Origin of the sequence: Isoptericola sp. b515, assembly GCF_030588125.1 — a bacterium.
Taxonomy (GTDB): Bacteria; Actinomycetota; Actinomycetes; order Actinomycetales; family Cellulomonadaceae; genus Isoptericola; species Isoptericola sediminis.
The window spans coordinates 130,234-150,055 of sequence record NZ_JAUQYR010000002.1; the positions used below are offsets into that span (position 1 = coordinate 130,234).

A 19,822-nucleotide genomic window follows, 5' to 3' on the forward strand; every position below is an offset into this window, starting at 1 on the left:
CCACTTCCCAGATTGCATGCTTGGTACTGCCGCCCGATGGTCGGACCCCACCAGCGTAAGCCGTCCTGCCGGTTCTGCAGCGCCCGGGGTCGGCGCCTTGGCGCGGTGGACAAGGTCTTGCCCACCCGTGCGTGACGGGTGGGTAATCGGTCGTCAAAGGTGCGGGTGTCGTTGTCTCGTCCGGCGTCATGACCGGCTCACGGCCGCGGGTCGGACGGCGGCCCGTGTGACCGATCTCACGATCGGCGGGGTGCTCCTACTCGGTGGTCACGCCCGGAGCGGGGCGCGCCTCGGCCGGCAGGGTCACCCGCATCGTCGCGCCGGACTCGGTGTCGGCGACCGCGACGTGACCGCCGTGGAGGTCCACGGCCCACCGCACGATCGCCAGACCGATGCCGGTGCCGCCGCTCGTGCTCGCCACCGACCGGACGCTCGGGGCGCCGCTGGCGAACCGTTCGAAGACGCGCTCGCGGTCCTCGGGCGCGATGCCGGGCCCCTCGTCGCTCACCTCGATGACGACGTCGTCCTGCTCCGGGTAGGCGTCCAGGCGCACCGTGCCGCCGTGCGGCGAGTGCCGGATCGCGTTCTGCAGCAGGTTGGTCACCACCTGCCGGATCCGTTCGACGTCGGCCTCCAGCACGAGGTCCTCGGGGGTGACGTCCACGACGTACGCCAACCCCTTGGCGGCGTCCACCATCGACATGGACTCCGCGCACTCCTCGAGGAAGTCGCCCACCGAGAACTGCGTCAGCGTCAGCGCCGACGCGCCGGCCTCGACGCGCGACAGGTCCAGCAGGTAGGTGACGAGCCGCGTGAGCCGCTCGGTCTGCTGCAGCGACAGCTCGAGCGTCGCCGGGGTGGGTTCGGAGACCCCGTCGACGAGGTTCTCGAGCTGTGCCTGCAGGGCGGCGACGGGCGTGCGCAACTCGTGCGAGACGTTCGCGATCAGGTCACGGCGGATCCGGTCGGACGACTCCAGGTCGCCCGCCATCGTGTTGAACGCCTCGGCGAGCTGACCGACCTCGTCGCGACTGGTCGAGCGCACCCGGATCGAGTAGTCGCCGTCCGCCATGGCCCGTGCCGCGGCCGTCATCTCGCGCAGGGGGGACGTCATGCCCCGGGCCAGGAGCTGGGTGAGCACCAGCGAGACGATGATCGCCAGCGGGAACGTGCGGCTGGGGCCGAGGTCGTTGCGCAGACCCACCCAGGTGATGAGCACCCCGACGGTGACGCTGGCGACCACCAGCAGCCCGAGCTTGGCCTTGAGGGAGTGGATCGGGTCGAGGGGGCGGACGTCCCGGAGGCGGTGCTCGCGCCGTCGGTCACCGCCGTCGTCGTGAGCGGCTCCCACGCTCAGTCCGCCGGGGGCTCGAACGCGTAGCCGACCCCGTGCACGGTGCGGATGAGCTCCGAACCGAGCTTGCGACGCAGCGCCTTGATGTGGGAGTCGACGGTGCGGGTGCCGCTGGCGTCGGCCCAGTCCCAGACCTCCGCGAGCAGCTTCTCCCGGGTCTGGACCGTCTTGGGCGCGCTGGCCAGCATGACCAGCAGCTCGAACTCCGTCGGCGTCAGGTGCACCTCCTCGCCCTCACGGTGCACCCGCCGCTGGGCGCGGTCGATCGTCACGTCGCCGGCGACGAGCGGGGGCTCGGCCGGTGCCGACGCCGCGGCCTGCGCGGCACGCTCCACGCGGCGCAGCAGGGCCTTGACCCGGGCGACCAGCTCGCGCATCGAGAAGGGCTTGGTCATGTAGTCGTCCGCGCCCACGCCGAGGCCGATGATCATGTCGGTCTCGTCGTCCCGGGCGGTGAGCATGAGGATCGGCGTCGGGTGCTCGGCCTGGATCCGGCGGCAGACCTCCAGCCCGTCGAGCCCCGGCAGCATCACGTCCAGCACGACGGCGTCCGGGTGCAGGCGGGCGGCGGCGTCCACGCCGGCGAGCCCGTCGCGGGCGACCTCGACCCGCCATCCCTCGGCGGAGAGGCGCTGCGCGATGGCCGTCGCGATGGCCGGCTCGTCCTCCACGACGAGGACGGTGGCGTTCTGCTGGCCCTGGCCGGGCCCGCTCGCAGTGGTGGTCATGACCCCTATCTTGCACGCACAACCTCAGGTTTCGCTGGGCAGAGGCGGGCGTGGCGGGCGCTGCCGCGGAGCCGATACGATCTGGTCACGATGGACGACAGTCGATATACCGGTCCGCCGAGCAGCTGGAGTCTGCCGTGCTGACCGACGTGCTCATGCTCGGTGTCGGTGTGCTGCTCACCGCCGGTACCGCGATCTTCGTGGCCAGCGAGTTCTCCCTGGTGACCCTCGACCCCGCGGTCGTGGGGGCCGACGACGAGGAGGGCGACAGTCCCCCGCCCGGCCGGAGAGGCCCCGATCGTCGGGACCGCATCGTCCGAGCCGGGCTGAAGCACCTGTCGACGGAGCTGAGCTCCGCGCAGGTCGGGATCACCGCCACCACCATCCTGCTGGGCTACACCGCCCAGCCGGCGCTGCTGTCGCTGTTCGGGGCGTCCTTCGCCGGGACGCCGTTGGGCGAGGGCGTGTCCGCCGTGCTGGCCTTCACCCTCGCGCTCGTCGTGGTCAACGGGTTCTCGATGCTCTTCGGCGAGCTCATCCCGAAGAACTTCGCCCTCTCGGCGCCGCACGGCACCGCGCGGGCGGTGGTGCCGCTGCAGCGTGCCTTCACGATCGCCGCGGGGCCGCTCATCCGCGTCCTCAACGGGTCCGCCAACGCGATCCTGCGCCGGATGGGCGTCGAGCCGCGCGAGGAGCTCTCCGGTGCGCGCTCGGCGACCGAGCTCGTCTCGCTGGTCCGACGGTCGGCCCAGGAGGGGACGCTCGAGAAGGGCACGGCGACGCTGCTGGCGAACCTGCTCGAGCTCGACGAGCTGGTCGCCCGGGACGTCATGACCGATCGCACCCGCATGGTGGTGGTCAACCGTGACACCAGCGCGACGGAGGTCGTCTCGCTCGCCCACCGCACCGGCCACTCCCGGTTCCCGGTGATCGGCGACGACCGGGACGACGTCGTGGGCCTCGTGCACCTGCGCCGTGCGGTCTCCGTGCCCTTCGAGCGCCGCGACGAGGTGCCGGCCGGTGCGCTGATGGTCGAGGCCCCGCGGGTGCCCGAGACCGTCAGCCTCGGCCCGCTGCTCGTCGAGCTGCGGGGGCTGGGCCTGCAGATGGCCGTCGTGGTCGACGAGTACGGCGGCACCTCCGGCGTCGTGACGCTGGAGGACGTCGTCGAGGAGCTCGTCGGCGACGTCACCGACGAGCACGACCGCCGCCGTGGCGGGGTCGCCGGCCTGGCCGACGGCGCCTGGTCCGTCCCCGGCGTCCTGCGCCCCGACGAGCTGGAGGAGGCCACCGGCCTCTGCGTCCCGGAGGCGCCCTCCTACGAGACGCTCGGCGGTCTGGTGATGGCGCACCTGGGACGGCTCCCGGAGATCGGGGACGAGGTCCAGGTCGACGACGTCGTGCTCCGTGTCGACCTGATCGACGGACGACGCATCGAACGGCTGCGCGCGCGGTCGCGGCAGGAGGGATCCGCATGAGCACCGGGAGCGCCCTGCTGATCGGTCTGCTGCTGCTGGTGGGCAACGCCTTCTTCGTGGGGGCGGAGTTCGCCGTGCTGTCCGTGCGGCGCAGCACCATCGAACCCCGGGCCGAGGCGGGGGAGAAGCGCGCCAAGGTCGTGCTGTGGGCGATGGAGAACGTGTCCCTGATGCTGGCCTGCGCCCAGCTGGGCATCACGGTGTGCTCCACGGGGCTCGGCATCATCGCCGAGCCCGCCCTGGCGCACCTGCTGGAGGGTCCCTTCGAGACGATGGGGATCCCCGAGCAGCTCGTGCACCCCGTGGCGCTGGTCATCGCGCTCGGCATCGTCGTCTACCTGCACGTCGTGCTCGGCGAGATGGTGCCGAAGAACCTCGCGGTGACCGGTCCGGAGCGTGCCGCCCTGTGGTTCGCGCCGCCGCTGGTCCTCATCGCGCGGTTCGTGCGCCCCGTCATCGTGGCGCTCAACTGGATCGCGAACCACGTGATCCGCCTGCTGGGCGTCGAGCCCAAGGACGAGGTGGCCTCCGCGTTCACCGTCGAGGAGGTGCAGTCGATCGTCGAGGCCTCGCGCGCCGAGGGCGTGCTCGAGGACGACGAGGGACTGCTCACGGGAGCCATCGAGTTCTCCTCGCGTACGGCGCGGGACGTGATGGTGCCTGTCGACGCCCTGGTGACCGTGTCACCCGGAGCCACGCCCGACGACGTCGAGCACGAGGTGTCCCGCACCGGCTACAGCCGCTTCCCCATGGCCGCACCGGACGACGCCGAGGGTGCGCGGAGCCTGCTGGGCTACCTGCACCTCAAGGACGTCCTGTACGCCACCAACGGCAACCGTTCCCGGCCGGTCCCGACGTGGCGCGTCCGCGCCATGGCGACGGTCGCCCCGACCGACGAGGTCGAGGACACGCTGCGGGCGATGCAGCGCTCCGGTGCGCACCTCGCCCGGGTCGACGACGGCGGACGCACGGTCGGCGTGGTCTTCCTGGAGGACATCCTCGAGGAGCTCGTCGGCGAGGTTCGTGACGCGATGCAGCGCCGGCGTTGAGGCATGAACAAGGTGTGAACAAGGGGGGACTTGGACGGGGGGCGGGCCACCGCTAGGGTGCGGTCACAGACCGACACCGGCGGTTCGCGGAAGCGACGTCGTCGCAGGTCGACCGGGAGATGCACGACATGGCCACGCAGGGCGCGGCCGGACGCAGGAGGTGGAGTGGACGCGACGCCGCAGGGTGACGACGCGACCCCGCGCTCCCGCCGAGAGATCCGTGAGGCCGAGCAGGGCCGGTCGGGCCGGACGGCCCGCACCCGTCGGCCCGCGGGGGGCCGGGCACGGTCCCGCGGGGCCCACGCCGCCCCGGCGGGGCACACCTGGATCACCCGGGCGACCGTGCTCGGCTCCCTGGCCGCCGCGACCATCGCGGGGCCGCTGACCGCGGGTGCGCAGGGTGACGAGCGGTCGCCCTTCGACCTGGACGACCCGACCTCGTCGGGTCCCTCCACGCTCGCGCTGCTCCAGTCCGGCGCGTCGACGCCGCCCACCGCGTCCTCCATCGCCGCGGTCCCGCGCGAGCGCAACACCGTCGACGTCGCGAGCCGCGCCTCGGCCGACCGTGAGCCGCTGCCCGACTGCGACCCCTCGGCCCCGGTCGACGGCGGCAACGGGCAGCTCGCCGACCACTCGCTGTGCGACCTCTGGCAGCCCGGCGAACAGCTGCGGCCCGACGCCGCCGTCGCCCTGAGCGCCCTCAACGAGGCGTTCAACGCGCGGTTCGGCCGCAACCTCTGCCTGGTCGACAGCTACCGGTCCCTGTCCTCCCAGTACGCCGTGAAGGCCAGCCGCGGCTACCTCGCGGCGACGCCCGGCACCTCGATGCACGGCTGGGGACTCGCGATCGACCTGTGCTCGAAGGAGACGGGGAGCTCGGAGGTCTACGGCTGGCTCTGGGACAACGCGCCGGCCTACGGGTGGGAGAACCCGCCGTGGGCCCAGCGGGGCGGGTCCGGCAAGTACGAGCCGTGGCACTTCGAGTTCCGTGCCGGCGTCGAGGAAGTCTCCTACTGGCACTGAGCCGAGCACGGCGGCGTAGTCTCGACCCATGGCCACGGACTACTCCGACTTCGAGTTCGAGCGGCGCTTCCTGGTGCGCGACCTGCCCGACGTCCTGCGCGACGCGCCGTCGCTGATCGTCCAGTCCTACTACCTGTCCGACGGCGGCTACGCCCTGCGCGTCCGTGCCCAGGCCGGCGGAGTGGACGCGGCCCTCGACGCGACGAGCGACGCCCGCGACGTCCTCGCCCGGTGGCGTGACCGGGTCGACTTCGCCGCGATGACGGTCAAGGGGCCCTCCGCCGGCGGCACGCGCTACGAGGCGGAGCGGGAGCTCGACCCCCTCGTCGCGGTCGAGCTCGTGCGCCGGGGCGGCGCGCGCGTCGTCAAGACGCGCTACGCCGCCTGGCTCGGCGCGGACGGCTGGTCGATCGACGTCTTCGGCGGCGCGAACCACCCGCTGGTCGTGGCCGAGTGCGAACGGTCCGGCCCGGTGACCGAGCTGCAGATCCCCGACTTCTGCGTCACCGAGATCACCGACGACCGCCGCTTCTCCAACGAGTCCCTGGCCGTGCGGCCCTACGGGGAGTGGGCGGCCGCCTACGCCGAGGAGCTGGCCGCGCACGGGCCCGCGTTCCGGGAGGACTTCGGTCCGAACCAGGAGCTCGGCGGCCTGTAGCGCGGCCGGCCCTCCGGTCAGCCGCGCAGCCGGGCCATCCAGGCCTCGACGTCCTCCGGCCGCCGGGGGAGCGCCGCCGAGAGGTTCTCGTTGCCGTCGGCGGTGACCAGGACGTCGTCCTCGATGCGCACGCCGATGCCGCGGTACTCCTCGGGCACGGCCAGGTCGTCCGCCTTGAAGTACAGGCCGGGCTCGATCGTGAACACCATCCCGGGCTCGAGGACGCCGTCGAGGTACATCTCGCGGCGGGCCTGCGCGCAGTCGTGCACGTCGAGGCCGAGGTGGTGCGAGGTGCCGTGCACCATCCAGCGGCGGTGCTGCTGACCCTCCGGCGACAGGGACTCCTCGGCGGATACGGGCAGCAGGCCCCACTCCTCGAGCCGGGCGGCGATGACCTCCATCGCGGCGGCGTGGATGTCGCGGAACCGCGCCCCCGGCTTCGCCACGGCGAACGCGGCGTCGGCGGCGTCGAGCACCGCGGTGTAGATCCGGCGCTGGACCTCGGTGTACTCGCCGTCCACGGGCAGGGTGCGGGTGACGTCGGCGGTGTAGAGCTCGTCGATCTCGACGCCCGCGTCCAGCAGCACCATCTCGCCACGGCGGACCACGCCGTCGTTCGTGATCCAGTGCAGCGTCGTGGCGTGATCGCCGGCGGCGGCGATGGTCTCGTAGCCGACCGTGTTGCCCTCGAGCCGGGCGTGGGCGTCGAACGCCGTCTCGATGACGCGCTCCCCCCGGCGGTGCTCCACCGCCCGCGGCAGGGAGCGGACGACCTCCTCGAACCCCTCGATCGTGCGCGCGACGGCGTCACGCATGAGCTCGACCTCGAGCTCGTCCTTGACCAGGCGCAGCTCGGAGGCGGCTTCGGCGAGGGCGTCGTCCTGCGCCTGCTCCTGGGTGCCGGCCTCGGTGCGGATCGCCTCGATCACCGCCGTGATCTCCTCGTCGGCCTCGGCGATCACCAGCACCTGCACGCCGTCGGTGCCGACGTCCTTGGCCAGCGCCTCCCGCAGCTCGTCGACGTGGCGGGCCTCGATGCCGGTCGCGGTGGTGACGTCGTCCAGCGTCGGACGGGCGCCGACCCAGAACTCGCCGTAGCGGGAGTCCGCGTAGAACTCCTCGGTGTCGCGCGGTGCGAGGGGACGCACGTACAGCACGGCGTGGTGCTGGGAGCCGCCGTCGCCCTCGCCCTCGGCGGTCGGGTGCAGGACCAGCACGGCGTCGGGCTCCTGGTCGGTGCCGAAACCGGTGAGGTGAGCGAACGCCGAGTGCGGTCGGAACCGGTAGTCGGTGTCGTTCGAGCGCTGCTTCAGCGGCCCCGCGGGGATCACCAGGCGGGTGCCGGCGAAGCGCGCCGAGAGCCGGGCCCGCCGGGCCGCGGTGAACGGGACGGCCCGGCCCGGCGTGACGCCGAGGTCCTGCCGGGGCGCCCACCGGGAGGTGATGAACTGCTTGAACGCGTCCGAGGTCGGGCGCTGCGAACGGTTGCTGCCGCGCTCGGTGATCGTCTCGTCGCTGGGTCGGTCGACCGGGGTGGTGTCGCTCATGGGCCCAGTCTCGCACCTCGGGAGGGCCGGGTGAGGCTTCCCGGACCGGCGGGGGTCAGTCGCGGGCGAAGTCCGCCAGCGCGCGGCTCAGCACGCGGTTGTAGTCGTCCGGTGCGTCCAGGTGGACGTCGTGGCCGATCCCGGGGACGACGACGAGCGCACCCCGGTCCGCGGTCCGGGCGAAGCGCTGCTCCTGCCAGCGCAGGTGGCAGCGTGCCCCGTTGACCAGCCACACCGGGACGTCGACCGCCTCGAGGTCCGCCAGCGCCGACCAGCCGGACAGCTCGCCCAGCGCGTCGGTGACGAGGTCCCAGCCCGGCCGTTCGTCCCGGTCGTTCCCGGCTCCGGGAGCCAGGCGGCGCATGACGGAGCTCCCGGCGCGGACCAGCCCGTCGGCCACGTCCCGGTACAGGCGGACGGGCTTGCCCCGCGGCTCGGTGCTGCACCCGGAGGCGACGACGCCGAGCAGCGGTCGGTCCTCGTCCGGCGTCGTCCGCTGGGCGGCCCAGCCGAGGGAGACGTAGCCGCCGAGCGACTGGCCGACCATCATCACCGGGGTGTCGCGGGGGAACGAGGCGACGGCGTCGTCGAGGTGGTCCCAGGCCCGACGGAACGAGAAGCGCTCGGACATCCGCCGTCCGTGACCGGGCAGGTCGACGGCGACGGCCGAGTGCCCCAGCGCCTCCAGGTGGTCCACCTGCCGCGCCCAGGCCGAGCCGTCCTGGCGCATGCCGTGCACGAGCACGACACCGACCTGTCGGGTCGGTGTCGTCGGGGCGTGGGATTCGAGCAGGGCGGCACTCACGATCTCCATCCTCCTCCTCCGGTGCGCCCGCCCGTCGGGGGGCGCGTGGAGAGCGTGTGAGGGCATGGCGGCGCTTCCCTACACTTGGCGCGTGATCGACCTCCATACCCACTCCCGTGCCTCGGACGGCACGGACACCCCACGCGGCGTCCTCGAGGCCGCGGCGTCGGCCGGCGTGACCGTCGTGGCGCTGACCGACCACGACTCCACCGCCGGGTGGGACGAGGCGGCGGCAGCCGTGGCGGACACCGGCGTGGCGCTGGTGCGCGGCATCGAGATCTCGACGCGGGCGCGCACGCCCGAGGGCGGGATCAGCGTGCACCTGCTCGGCTACCTGCACGACCGGGAGCACCCCGCGCTGCTGGCGGAGCTGCAGCGCACCCGGGACGACCGCGTGCAGCGGGCCCGGCGCATGACCGAGCGCCTCGCCGAGGACTACCCGGTGACGTGGGAGGACGTCGTGGCCCAGACGCACGGCGGCGCCACGGTCGGCCGGCCGCACCTGGCGGACGCCCTGGTGGCGGCCGGGGTGGTCGCGCACCGTGACGAGGCGTTCGCGACGATGCTGCACCCGGGAGCCCCGTACTACGTACCGCACTACGCCCCGGACACCGCGGACGCCGTGCGGGCAGTGCTGGCCGCGGGCGGTGTGCCCGTCATGGCGCACCCGCGGGCGGGCCGGCGCGGGCGCGTGGTCACGGAGGAGACGATCGCCGAGCTGGCCGAGGTCGGCCTGGCCGGGCTCGAGGCCGACCACCGGGACCACTCCGCCGACGACCGTGACAGGATGCGGGGGCTCGCGCGCGAGCTGGGGCTGCTCGTCACCGGTGCGAGCGACTACCACGGGGTCGGCAAGCAGAATCGCCTGGGCGAGCACACCACCGACCCGGACGTGCTGGCGGAGATCGAGGAGAGGGGAACGCTGGAGGTGCTGCGGCCGTGGACACGATGATCGACCTGACCCTGTTCACCCAGGTCTTCGTGACGCTGTGGGTGATCATGGACCCGCCCGGGACGATCCCGGTGTTTCTCGCGCTGACCTCCACGATGGGGGCCAAGCAGCGCAGCCGTGCGGCCCTGCAGGCGGTGACGGTCGCGTTCTGCGTGATCGTGGTCTTCGCGCTCTTCGGTCAGCAGCTGCTGTCGTACATGGGGATCTCGCTCGCCGCGCTGCAGGCGTCGGGGGGTCTGCTGCTGCTCATCGTGGCGATGCAGCTGCTCATCGGCCACTTCGACACCGGCGAGGCGACGGCGGCGACACCGGGGGCGAACGTGGCCCTGGTCCCGCTGGGTACCCCCCTGCTGGCAGGACCGGGCGCGATCGTGGCCACGATGGTGTTCGTGCAGCAGGCCGACATCGAGGGGGACTGGGTGCCCCCGGTGGCGGCCATCGCGCTCGCCATCGTGCTGGTGCACGTCTCGCTGTACCTGGCGATGCGCTTCGCCGAGGTGCTGCACCGAGTGCTCAAGGACTCCGGCGTCACGCTCATCACCCGGATCGCCGGCATCCTGCTCGCCGCGATCGCCGTGCAGCAGATCGCCGACGGCGTCATGGAGTTCATCGCGACGGCGTGAGGGTCCTGGGGTCAGGCGTCGAGCGGGGAGAGGGTGACCTCGACCGCGGCGCCCGGCTCCAGGCCCTCGGCCTGTCGCACGGCCTTCTTCATCGGCAGCACGTAGCCGTCCTGGTCCTGGGACGGGAACACGGACGTCTGCCACGTCGTCGACCCGACGCGGACCCGGACGCGGATCGACCCGAAGCCGCGGGGCGGCAGCGGGACGTCGGCGAGCAGGTCGGACTCGTCCGGCGGCACGGTGACGAACCACCAGGAGTCGTCCTGCCGTGCGTCCCACCGCCACAGCGGTGCGGTGAACGTGAGCTCCACGGGCACACGGTACGTCAGGCCCCCGACGGCGGCTCAGAAGACGTCCAGCGCCGCCCCGACCGACTCGATGCGTTCCATGCGCCGGTGCGCGACGTCGCCGAGCTCGGCGAGGACGGCCGACACGACCGCTTCCACCAGCGCCATCGCCGGCGCCATCGCGTCGTAGGCCGAGGCGGTCCCGGTGTCGCTCGGCAGGACCGCGTCCGCCAGGGAGGCCACGGGGGAGAGCCACACGTCGGTGAAGAGCACCACGGACGCCTTGCGGTCGACGGCGAACTGCGCCAGGCGGGCGGAGTCCTTCTCGTAGCGTCGGTAGTCGAAGACGACGAGGACGTCACGATGCCCCAGGTCGGCCAGGGCGTGGGTGCGTCCCTCGGGGCGGTCCGTGACGTACTCGACGTCCGGCCGCATCTGCTGCAGGTGCTGGACGAGGTACAGCCCGACCAGCCGGCTGAACCGGCCCCCGACCACGAGCACGCGCCGTGCGTCGCGGGCGAGCAGGTCCACGGCGCGGGAGAAGTCGCTCGGCGGCAGGTCGGCGAAGGTCCGCCGGACGGCTTCCTCGGCGGCCGGCGCGTAGCGTGCCAGCGCCTCGTCGGCGCCGGTCGCGTCGGCGACGTCGCGGGACCGGTAGAGCGACAGCGGGGACGCGCTGCGGTCGTCGAGGTCGGCGCGCAGCGCGGCCTGGAAGGCCGGGAAGCCGGAGAAGCCGAGCCGCGAGACGAACCGCACCACCGTCGGACCGCTGACGCCCGCCCGTGCCGCGAGGACGGCGACGGTCTCGAACCCGGCCGACGGGTAGGCGGACAGCAGCACGCGCCCGACCTTGCGCTCGGCCGGCGTGCAGTCCCCGAGGCGGCGACGGATCTGGTCGGCCAGGCCCGACGGCTGGGTGCTCGTGGTCACGGCACCTCCTGTCTGTGCTGGTGCCGGGCAGCGTAGCAAGCGGCGGTCGCCGTGCTCGCCACGCCGCCCGGCGCGGCTCACGATGCTCAGGGACGGGGCCGGAGGGACACCGTGAGGTCCTCGAACGACGTCGCCCGGGCGCCGTCGGTCGACCGTGCCCGGAAGCCCGCCCCCTCGAGCAGGCGGACCTCGTAGGTCGGGTCGTCCTCGACCGTCGTCCCGGTGGTCGTGCGGTCGCGCGACGACGCGAGGTCGAGCGCGAGGTCGGTGAGCACGAACTCGGTGCCGTCCCCGTTCAGGGAGGAGAACACGTCCGTGCTCCGGGACTCGACGCCGTGCGTGTCCGGGCGCAGCACGGTCGAGCCCTCGGCGGCCACCGGGGTCCACGTCGCGGCGTCGTAGCCGTCACCCGCGCTCAGCCACGACCAGCGGACCGCCGAGATCGCCCATCCGTCGGCGGTGGTCCGGTGGTGCGCCTCGCGCAGGTCGAGCACGTTGACGCCGTTCGCGCCGAGCACCGTCAGACGTTCGTGGTCGGTGCCGGCCGCGTCCACGACGAGCGCGGTGTCGGGGTCGACGCCGAAGACACGGTCCTGGCCGGTGTCGGCGGCGAGGCGGATCGCACGGCCCTGCCGTCCCCAGGCCCCGAAGTGGGTGTCGAGCAGGCCCGAGGTGAAGAAGCCGAACCCGCCCTCGGGCAGGTACCCCAGCTCGGTCGGGTCGGCGAAGTAGCCGGGGGCGCTGCCGTCGACCAGGGCCTCCCAGCTCTCGCCGCCGGTCACCATGTCCTGCCCGGCCATGATCTGCATGCCGGCCGAGGTGCCGGCCACGACCGCGCCGGCCTCGAACCGGTCGCGGATCGCCGCCAGCAGGGGGGTGTCGGCCTGCGCCTCGCCCTCCGTCATCAGGGTGACGTAGCGGTACTGGTCGCCGCCCCCGAAGAAGAATCCGGTCATGTCCGCGACCTGGGCGGCGACGTCGGGGTCGGACGCCACCTCGGGGTGGTCGAGGTCGAGCGGGATCCACGTCGTCTCGCCGGCGCCGAAGCCCTCGAGGATGTCGGCGTAGTAGGTGCCGTTGAACTCCGCGTTGTTGGCCCACTGCGTCCCGGCGTCGGGGTCCTGGGAGGCCGGGATCGCCGCTGCGGTGACGATGCCGATGTGGGCGTCCGCGCCGCCCGCCCGGTCGACGATCTCGCCGTAGACCTCCTCGTTGTCGTCGTCGAGGGAACCGCCGACCAGCACGAGCTGGCCGCCGTCGGGGTCAGGTGCTGCCTGGGCGGCGGTGGCCGCCGTGAGCGGTACCGCGAGGGCGGTGCCCAGCAGGATCGCGATCGTCCGGGAGTGCCGTGCTGACGTCATCGGTCGTCCTTTCGTGCGGGTCGGTCGTGCGGGGTGGTGGTGGAACGGCCGACGTCGAGGACGAGGCCGGCGAGCAGGGCGACGCGTGCGGGGACCGAGGACAGGTCGAGCCACTCGGCGTCGCTGTGGTCGCCGCCGCCGACCGGACCGAGGCCGTCCAGCGCCGGCGTGCCCGTGGCGGCGGCGAAGTTGGTGTCGCCGACCCCGCCCGTGGCGGCGCCGGCGACCGTGAGTCCCAGGTCCTGCGCCCGGCGGACCGCGCGACGCAGGAGCTCGGTGGAGGCGGGCGTCGGCTCGAACGGAGGGCAGTGACCGGACCGTGCCGTCGTGCCGTTCACGCCCGCCGCGGCCAGGTCGTCCACGAGCGCGTCGACGGTGCCGAGCATCTCGTCGAGGGCGACGGCGGTCGTCGCGCGGACCTCGAGCCGGAGCTCGGCGACGTCGGCCACGACGTTCGGGCGGGACCCGGCCCGCACGACGCCCACGTTGAGGGAGACGCCGTCGCGGGTGCGGGCCGCCTCGTGCAGCGCGACGACGAGCCGGGCCGCGGCGAGCGCCGCGTCCGCGCCGCGCTCGGGTTCGATCCCCGCGTGGGCCGACCGGCCGTGCAACGTGATGTCGACGTCGCACACGCCCTTGCGCGCCCGGACGAGGTCGCCGTTCTCGCGTGCGCACTCCAGGCCGAGCACGACGTCCGCCGTCCTGGCCAGGGACGTCAGGAGCCCCACGCTGCGGGGGGAACCGACCTCCTCGTCGGGACTGACGAGCAGGACCACCTCGCCGCGACGGGGGCCGGGCAGGTCCGCGAGGAGCTCCATGGCGTGGATGCCGGCGAGCACCCCGCCCTTGTCGTCGCTGACGCCCGGCCCGAGGACCCGTCGCCCGGCACGGCGGGTGCGGCGCCGCGCCGCGGTGCCGTCCGGGTAGACCGTGTCCGCGTGGCCGACGAGCAGGACCTGGGCGTCGGTCGGCACCGCCAGACGCGCGACCAGGGCGGGTCCGACGGCGGGACCGTCACCGTCCAGCTCCACGATCCGGGTCCGTGCACCGAGCGCCTCGACCCGGGCGGCGCACCACGCGACCACGCGACGGGTGCCCGCGGCGTTCCAGGTGCCCGAGTCGAACGACGTCAGCTCCGTGAGCTCCTCGGCGTACCGCGCGAGCGAGCTGGTGGCCCGGCGCAGCAGGACGGAGCTCTCGGCCGAGGGGCCGGCGGTGGCCGTCGCCTGCTCGACGCCCGTCACAGGACCCTCGCGAGGAAGGACCGGGTGCGCTCGTGGCGGGGGTCGCCCAGGACCTGTCGGGGGTCGCCGGACTCGACGATGACGCCGTCGGCCATGAACGCGGCGACGTCGGCGACCTCGCGGGCGAAGCCGACCTCGTGCGTGACGACGAGCATGGTCATGCCGTCGGCCGCGAGGTCCCGCATGACGTCGAGCACCTCGCCGACGAGCTCCGGGTCGAGCGCGGACGTGGGCTCGTCGAAGAGGAGGAGCCGTGGGTCCATCGCCAGCGCCCGCGCGATGGCGACGCGTTGCTGCTGGCCGCCCGAGAGCTGCGACGGGTACGACGAGGCCTTGTCGGCCAGCCCCACGCGGTCGAGCAGCTCGCGGCCCCGGTCGGCGGCCTCGGTGCGGGCCCGGCGGCGCACGACCACCGGCCCTTCCATGACGTTCTCCAGGGCGGTGCGGTGCGGGAACAGGTTGAAGCGCTGGAAGACCATGCCGATGTCGGCCCGGCGTCGCGCGATCCGGCGTTCGGACAGCTCGTAGAGCTTGCCGCGGCGCTTCTCGTACCCGACGTCGTGGCCGTTGACGAGCAGGCGGCCGCCGTCGATCCGTTCGAGATGGTTGACGCAGCGCAGGAACGTGGACTTGCCCGAGCCGGAGGGCCCGAGCAGGCAGACCACCTGTCCGGGCTGGACGGCGAGGTCGATGCCCTGCAGCACCTGGGTGCTGCCGAAGGACTTGACGACACCGCGGGCGTCGACCAGCGGGTCCTCGGGCCCGGCGTGGGCGAGCGGCGCATCGGTGGCGGGAGCGGTCATCGGGTCCTCCTCGGCATCAGGGCCCGCGACAGCGGGCGACGGGTGGCGCCGGGGTCGACGCCGCGGCCGAAGCGCTGCTCGAGCCATCGCTGGGGGACGGTCAGCAGCGTCGTCAGCACCAGGAACCAGATGCTCGCCACGATCAGCAGGGGGATCACCTTGAAGTTCTGCGCGTACACGGCCTGCAGGTTGGACATCAGGTCCTGGCCGGCGATGACCGAGACCAGCGCCGTCGTCTTGAGCATCGTGAGGGTCTCGTTGCCCATCGGCGGCACGATGACGCGCATCGCCTGCGGCAGCACCACCCGGCGCAGCGTCTGGGCGGGCGTGAGGCCGAGCGACTTGGCGGCCTCCGTCTGGCCCTTGTCGATGGACTGGATGCCGGCCCGGACGATCTCCGCGGCGTAGGCCACCTCGTTGAGGCCCAGGGCGAGCAGGGCCGCGACGGTGGCCGGCACGAGCTGGGACGTGGGGGCGGAGAACAGCACGACGTCGGTGAACGGCACCGTCAACGAGATGGTGGGGATGAACGCGCCGAGGAACCCCCAGAAGATGATCTGGATGAGGATCGGCGTTCCCCGGAACGCCCAGATGTACACGCCGGCGACGACGCGCAGGACCGGGTTCGACGACAGCCGCATGACGGCGACGACGGTGCCGCCGACGATGCCCATGACCATGCCGGCGAACGTCAGCCAGACGGTGACGAACAGCCCGCGGAAGGTCAGGGGGGCGAAGAGGTACTCGCCGACCGTGGGCCAGTCGAGGTTCGGGTTGCGGCCCACGGCGAGCAGGAACCAGACGGAGACCGCCAGCACCAGGGCGCCGACGGTGAACCGTCCCCAGTGCCGCAGGGGGACGACGGGGAGCTGGGCGTCGGTGGGGGTGGTGGCGGGCTCGTGCGGGGCGACGGTGGTCGGCATGTCAGGACGTCGCACCGTTGATGGTGGCCTCGTCGATGGCGATGCCCGTCAGGCCGTACTCGTCGAGGATCGTGGTGTAGGTGCCGTCGTCCATCAGGGACTGCAGCGCGGCCTGGATCGCCTCGGGCAGCCCGGTGGCGGAGTTGGCGATCCCGATGCCGTTGAGCGTGGCGTCGTAGCCGTTCGGGGCGGCGGGGTCGTCGATGCTGTCGAAGGCCGCCCCGTCGTCGGCGGTCTTGGCGACGTAGCCCGCGGAGGGCTTGGTGAGGACCGAGGCCACGACGGCGCCGCTGCGGATCGCCAGCTGAGCGTCGGAGTCCTTGGGGTACGTCTTGAGCTCCACCGGCTCGGCGCCGGACTCCTCGCACTCGGCGGCCCAGTCCTGCACCAGCTCGACCTGCTTGGACCCGGCCTGCGCGGCGACGGGTCGGCCGCACAGGTCCGTGTAGGTCGTGATGCCCTCCGGGTTGCCGTCGGCGACGAGCATGCCGGTGCCGGACGCGGAGTAGTCGACGAAGGTCAGCGCCTCCTGCCGTTCGACGGTGTCCGTCATGGCCGAGATCGTGACGTCGTACTTGCCCGCCTGGATCGCCGGGATGATGCCGTCGAACTTCTGGGCGGCGAAGGTGAAGTCGACACCCAGCACGGCGCCGATCGCCTGGCCGAGGTCGTGGTCGAGGCCCGTGATCTCGTCGGACCCCTCCTCGACGTACATCTCGAAGGGCGGGTAGGGGACGTCGGTCGCGACGCGGACGACGCCGGCGTCGAGGTACTGCTGCGGCAGGAGCGCCCGGATGTCGGGGTCGACGGCGATGTCGACACCGGCCACCTCCGTGGTGGCGCCCGGGGTGGTCCCGGCGGACGACCCGGCCTCGTCCGCCTCCGAGGGCGAGCAGGCGGCGAGAGCGAGGACGGCGAGGGCGGCCACCGGGGCGGCCAGCGGTCGTGCGATCGGCGAGCGGTGCATCGTGTCAGCTCCTGTCGGTCGGTGTGATGTAACAAACATTCCAGCCCGAGCAGAAGCGTGTCTAGATGTAACGTGTGTTGTTGACCATTTCGTGACCTTGGGCCACGAGAAAGGGCTCGGACCGTGACGGTCCGAGCCCTTTCCGGTCGTGCGCGAGGGGAGCTGCCCTCGCCGACGACGATGTCAGTCGGTGCCGGCCGACGGCGTGCCGCCGCCCTGGCCCTCGGCGGAACCGCTGCGGCGGCGACGCCGACGCCGGCGGCGCTGGCCGCCCTCGCCGTTCGCGTCCTGGCCCTGGGCAGGTCCCCCGGCGGGCTGCTCGGCACGCGGGCCGGCGTCGGAGCGGCGCTCCTGGCCGCCCGAGCGCTGCCCCTGGGCGCCGCGTCCGCCGCGGGAGCGTCCGCCCCCGTCACGGCCCTGGCCACCACGAGCGCCCTGGCCGCCGCGGTCCTGGCCACCGGCGCGCTTGCCGGTCTCGCCCAGGTCCTCGAGCTCCTCGGCCTCCAGGCCGCCGAGCTTCTGGGCGCCCTTGGGCAGACGGCCCTTGGTGCCCTCGGGGATCCCGAGGTCCGTGAACAGGTGGGGCGAGGAGGAGTACGTCTCGACCGGCTCCGGGAAGCCGAGGTCGAGCGCCTTGTTGATGAGCTGCCAGCGCGGCACGTCGTCCCAGTCGACGAACGTGATCGCGGTGCCCTTGTTGCCGGCGCGGCCGGTGCGGCCGATGCGGTGCAGGTAGGTCCGCTCGTCCTCGGGGCACTGGTAGTTGATCACGTGCGTGACGTCCGTGACGTCGATGCCGCGGGCGGCGACGTCGGTGGCCACGAGGACGTCGATGTTGCCGTGACGCAGCGCGCGCAGCGCCTGCTCGCGGGCGCCCTGGCCGAGGTCGCCGTGGATGGCACCCGCGGCGAACCCGCGCGAGCGCAGCTCGTCGGAGACCTTCGCGGCGGTGCGCTTCGTCCGCGTGAAGACGATCGTGCGGCCCCGGCCCTCGGCCTGCAGGATCCGGGCCAGCACCTCGACCTTGTCGAGCGCGTGGGCCCGGTAGACGACCTGGCGCGTGTTCTTGACGGTGGCGCCCTCGTCGTCCGGGTCGGCGGCCCGGATGTGCGTCGGCTGCTTCATGTACCGGCGGGCCATGGAGACCACGGGGCCGGGCATCGTGGCCGAGAACAGCATCGTGTGCCGCACCGCCGGCGTGCGCGCCAGGATCTTCTCGACGTCGGGCAGGAAGCCGAGGTCGAGCATCTCGTCGGCCTCGTCGAGCACGACCGTCGCGGCGCGGGACAGGTTGAGGTGGCCCTGGTTCATCAGGTCGACGATGCGGCCCGGGGTGCCCACGACGACCTCGACGCCGTTGTTCAGCGTCTCGATCTGCGGCTCGTAGGCGCGGCCGCCGTAGATCTGCACGATGCGGACGTCGCGGCCCCTGGACGCGGCCTCGAGGTCCTTGGCCACCTGGACGGCGAGCTCGCGCGTCGGGGCGACGACGATCGCCTGCGGCTTGCCCGGGGCGGGCAGCTCGTCGTACTCGGGCTCGCCCGGGGCGGCGACCCGGTGCAGCAGCGGCACGCCGAAGCCCAGGGTCTTGCCCGTGCCGGTCTTGGCCTGGCCGATGATGTCGTGCGCCTGCAGCGCGACCGGAAGGGTCATCGCCTGGATGGGGAACGGGTGGGTGATCCCGGCGTCGCGCAGGGCTGCGACGATCTCCTCGCGGACGCCGAAGTCGGCGAAGCTCACGTCCTGGGCCTGGATCGCGGCCGCGGTCGAGTAGTCGGGTTCTTCACTGGTGCCGGTCGCCGCGACGGCGTCCCCGGCGGTGGTGTCTGTGGTCACTGGTGCCTTCACATGTCGTCGGCGCGGCGGACCACACGGTCTGGCCGCGGATCGCACGCTGCGCCGGAGTGGTCGGCAGCCGATCGCGGAAGTACGTCGCGCGGTGTGCGCATCAGGTCAGCATCGAGACGACCGGGCAACCGAGGTACCCGGCCATGGTATCGGACACGTCGTGCCGCCGGGTGAGGCGTTCGACACGGGCACCTATCCTGGTCCGGTGAGCAGCCAGCGCCCTTCCGCCGTGCCCGCGTCCGTCGTCGACCTCGTGGGCTTCGCGGCCTACTCCGAGCTGGCCGAGTTCGGCCTGCTCGCCACCCGGTCCGTGGACGCCCCCGACCTGGACACCCGCCAGGCCCTGGCCGACGGGGCCGAGCGCGCGCTCGAGCGTGAACGGGCGATGCTCGCCGTCGTCGGCGGACCCCGTGCCGCGGTGATGGCGCCGTTCGCGGACACGCTGACCGAGTTCGACGCCCGCACGCGGACCGACGACTGGGCCGAGGGCCTGCTCAAGGGCGTCGTCGGTCACGGCGTCGCGCAGGACTTCTGCCGCACCCTGGCGGCGTCGATCGAGGATCCCGTCGGGCGCCGGCTGCGCGAGGTGCTGGACCGGCCGGTTCCCGGACCCGCCGCCGTGGCCGAGGCGGGCGCCGACGCCGAGGCGATCGAGGTGCTCGGCCGCCTCGGCGCCGCCGACGAGGTCCTGGCGTCCCGGCTGGCCCTGTGGGGTCGTCGGGTGGTCGGCGAGGCGCTGAACCTCGTGACCGTGCTCCTCGCGACGCACCCCGGCCTGGACGACCTCGCGAGCCGGGCGCCCGCAGCGCTCGGGGCCGACGTCGGCGACGGCGGGTCCCGCGCCTGGATCGTCGCGCGGCTCACCGCCGAGCACACGCGGCGCATGGACCGCCTGCAGCTCGCCGCCTAGCCGACGGGCGCACCCGGCGGGTCCGCGCGACGGCGGTGCGTGCCCGCGCCCGTCCCCCGCGCCGACCCGTCACGGCCGCGGGGGAGCGGCCCGGTGGCTCAGAGCGAGCCGAAGCCCACCGGACGCTGCTCGCCGGTGCCGATCTCGACGTAGCCGAGCACCGCGGCCGGCACGAGGATCTGACGGCCCTTGGTGTCCTTGACCTCGAAGGGCTTGCCGCCCTCGAGCGCGGCGCGCACGGCCTCGGCGATCTCCTCGGGCTTCTGGTCGGTCTCCACCACCAGCTCGCGGTTCAGGTTCTGCACACCGATCGTGATCTCCACGTTGTCTCC

At 73.2% G+C, this 19,822-nt stretch carries 20 protein-coding genes; 7 read left to right on the forward strand and 13 right to left on the reverse strand.

Features of this window, described 5'->3' with window-relative positions:
• Positions 1-256: 256 nt before the first annotated feature.
• Both Q6350_RS06350 and Q6350_RS06355 read right to left on the reverse strand, forming a co-directional pair.
• Positions 257-1,351, reverse strand: coding sequence for a cell wall metabolism sensor histidine kinase WalK (locus tag Q6350_RS06350; protein WP_304603370.1), 1,095 nt, complete (start codon positions 1,349-1,351; stop codon positions 257-259).
• A 2-nt stretch (positions 1,352-1,353) separates the two neighbouring features.
• Complete coding sequence (locus tag Q6350_RS06355; RefSeq protein ID WP_171247347.1) at positions 1,354-2,082, reverse strand: response regulator transcription factor; 729 nt, start codon at positions 2,080-2,082, stop codon at positions 1,354-1,356.
• A 137-nt stretch (positions 2,083-2,219) separates the two neighbouring features.
• Here Q6350_RS06355 and Q6350_RS06360 point away from each other — a divergent pair, with 137 nt between their 5' ends.
• From Q6350_RS06360 to Q6350_RS06375, 4 genes are all read left to right on the forward strand, one after another.
• Positions 2,220-3,560, forward strand: a complete 1,341-nt coding sequence (locus Q6350_RS06360) for a hemolysin family protein (RefSeq protein WP_304603371.1) — start codon at positions 2,220-2,222, stop codon at positions 3,558-3,560.
• Positions 3,557-4,609 (forward strand): hemolysin family protein, encoded by a 1,053-nt coding sequence (locus Q6350_RS06365; protein WP_304603372.1) that lies wholly within the window; start codon positions 3,557-3,559, stop codon positions 4,607-4,609. Before Q6350_RS06360 ends, Q6350_RS06365 begins: the two co-directional genes overlap by 4 nt.
• 165 nt (positions 4,610-4,774) lie before the next feature.
• Positions 4,775-5,632, forward strand: a complete 858-nt coding sequence (locus Q6350_RS06370; RefSeq protein WP_304603373.1) for a D-alanyl-D-alanine carboxypeptidase family protein — start codon at positions 4,775-4,777, stop codon at positions 5,630-5,632.
• A 28-nt stretch (positions 5,633-5,660) separates the two neighbouring features.
• Entirely contained in the window at positions 5,661-6,290 is a 630-nt protein-coding gene (locus Q6350_RS06375; RefSeq protein ID WP_305065804.1) for a CYTH domain-containing protein, read from the forward strand.
• 17 nt (positions 6,291-6,307) lie between these two features.
• On the opposite strand, the gene Q6350_RS06380 is transcribed toward Q6350_RS06375, so the two are convergent.
• On the reverse strand, positions 6,308-7,837 hold the full coding sequence (locus Q6350_RS06380; RefSeq protein ID WP_305065805.1) for an aminopeptidase P family protein: 1,530 nt from the start codon (positions 7,835-7,837) through the stop codon (positions 6,308-6,310).
• 55 nt (positions 7,838-7,892) lie between these two features.
• Complete coding sequence (locus tag Q6350_RS06385; protein WP_305065806.1) at positions 7,893-8,642, reverse strand: alpha/beta fold hydrolase; 750 nt, start codon at positions 8,640-8,642, stop codon at positions 7,893-7,895.
• 91 nt (positions 8,643-8,733) lie between these two features.
• Here Q6350_RS06385 and Q6350_RS06390 point away from each other — a divergent pair, with 91 nt between their 5' ends.
• Together Q6350_RS06390 and Q6350_RS06395 are read left to right on the forward strand one after the other, a co-directional pair.
• Positions 8,734-9,594 carry a PHP domain-containing protein gene (locus tag Q6350_RS06390; RefSeq protein WP_304603377.1) on the forward strand — a complete coding sequence of 287 codons (861 nt, stop codon included), beginning with the start codon at positions 8,734-8,736 and terminating at the stop codon, positions 9,592-9,594.
• Entirely contained in the window at positions 9,582-10,217 is a 636-nt protein-coding gene (locus Q6350_RS06395) for a MarC family protein (protein ID WP_369810827.1), read from the forward strand. Before Q6350_RS06390 ends, Q6350_RS06395 begins: the two co-directional genes overlap by 13 nt.
• Before the next feature lie 11 nt (positions 10,218-10,228).
• On the opposite strand, the gene Q6350_RS06400 is transcribed toward Q6350_RS06395, so the two are convergent.
• From Q6350_RS06400 to Q6350_RS06435, 8 genes are all read right to left on the reverse strand, one after another.
• Positions 10,229-10,528, reverse strand: coding sequence for a DUF1905 domain-containing protein (locus tag Q6350_RS06400; RefSeq protein ID WP_304607172.1), 300 nt, complete (start codon positions 10,526-10,528; stop codon positions 10,229-10,231).
• Positions 10,529-10,561: 33 nt separating this feature from the next.
• Positions 10,562-11,434: a MurR/RpiR family transcriptional regulator gene (locus tag Q6350_RS06405; RefSeq protein WP_171247338.1), complete on the reverse strand. Its 873-nt coding sequence runs from the start codon at positions 11,432-11,434 to the stop codon at positions 10,562-10,564.
• Positions 11,435-11,520: 86 nt separating this feature from the next.
• A complete protein-coding gene (locus Q6350_RS06410; RefSeq protein WP_305065807.1) occupies positions 11,521-12,795 on the reverse strand; it encodes a cyanophycinase in 1,275 nt (424 codons plus the stop codon).
• Entirely contained in the window at positions 12,792-14,039 is a 1,248-nt protein-coding gene (locus Q6350_RS06415; RefSeq protein WP_304603380.1) for a M20/M25/M40 family metallo-hydrolase, read from the reverse strand. Before Q6350_RS06415 ends, Q6350_RS06410 begins: the two co-directional genes overlap by 4 nt.
• On the reverse strand, positions 14,036-14,842 hold the full coding sequence (locus tag Q6350_RS06420; protein ID WP_304603381.1) for an amino acid ABC transporter ATP-binding protein: 807 nt from the start codon (positions 14,840-14,842) through the stop codon (positions 14,036-14,038). Before Q6350_RS06420 ends, Q6350_RS06415 begins: the two co-directional genes overlap by 4 nt.
• Positions 14,839-15,765, reverse strand: a complete 927-nt coding sequence (locus Q6350_RS06425; RefSeq protein ID WP_304607175.1) for an amino acid ABC transporter permease — start codon at positions 15,763-15,765, stop codon at positions 14,839-14,841. Before Q6350_RS06425 ends, Q6350_RS06420 begins: the two co-directional genes overlap by 4 nt.
• Before the next feature lies 1 nt (position 15,766).
• The gene (locus Q6350_RS06430; RefSeq protein ID WP_304607176.1) at positions 15,767-16,732 is read right to left on the reverse strand and encodes an ABC transporter substrate-binding protein; all 966 of its coding nucleotides are present in this window, start codon (positions 16,730-16,732) and stop codon (positions 15,767-15,769) included.
• A 183-nt stretch (positions 16,733-16,915) separates the two neighbouring features.
• A complete protein-coding gene (locus Q6350_RS06435; protein ID WP_305065808.1) occupies positions 16,916-18,568 on the reverse strand; it encodes a DEAD/DEAH box helicase in 1,653 nt (550 codons plus the stop codon).
• Positions 18,569-18,785: 217 nt separating this feature from the next.
• On the opposite strand from Q6350_RS06435, the gene Q6350_RS06440 reads away from it, so the two are divergent.
• Complete coding sequence (locus Q6350_RS06440; protein WP_304603383.1) at positions 18,786-19,490, forward strand: ferritin-like fold-containing protein; 705 nt, start codon at positions 18,786-18,788, stop codon at positions 19,488-19,490.
• A gap of 98 nt (positions 19,491-19,588) precedes the next feature.
• On the opposite strand, the gene Q6350_RS06445 is transcribed toward Q6350_RS06440, so the two are convergent.
• Entirely contained in the window at positions 19,589-19,813 is a 225-nt protein-coding gene (locus Q6350_RS06445; protein ID WP_304603384.1) for a DUF3107 domain-containing protein, read from the reverse strand.
• Positions 19,814-19,822 lie beyond the last annotated feature (9 nt).

Excerpts from the sequence above, each read along its gene's own strand:
- Q6350_RS06365 (WP_304603372.1), top strand. The coding sequence starts at position 3,557 with ATGAGCACCGGGAGCGCCCTGCTGATCGGTCTGCTGCTGCTGGTGGGC.
- Q6350_RS06420 (WP_304603381.1), bottom strand. The coding sequence starts at position 14,842 with ATGACCGCTCCCGCCACCGATGCGCCGCTCGCCCACGCCGGGCCCGAG.
- Q6350_RS06425 (WP_304607175.1), bottom strand. The coding sequence starts at position 15,765 with ATGCCGACCACCGTCGCCCCGCACGAGCCCGCCACCACCCCCACCGAC.
- Q6350_RS06375 (WP_305065804.1), top strand. The coding sequence starts at position 5,661 with ATGGCCACGGACTACTCCGACTTCGAGTTCGAGCGGCGCTTCCTGGTG.
- Q6350_RS06380 (WP_305065805.1), bottom strand. The coding sequence starts at position 7,837 with ATGAGCGACACCACCCCGGTCGACCGACCCAGCGACGAGACGATCACC.
- Q6350_RS06430 (WP_304607176.1), bottom strand. The coding sequence starts at position 16,732 with ATGCACCGCTCGCCGATCGCACGACCGCTGGCCGCCCCGGTGGCCGCC.
- Q6350_RS06355 (WP_171247347.1), bottom strand. The coding sequence starts at position 2,082 with ATGACCACCACTGCGAGCGGGCCCGGCCAGGGCCAGCAGAACGCCACC.
- Q6350_RS06410 (WP_305065807.1), bottom strand. The coding sequence starts at position 12,795 with ATGACGTCAGCACGGCACTCCCGGACGATCGCGATCCTGCTGGGCACC.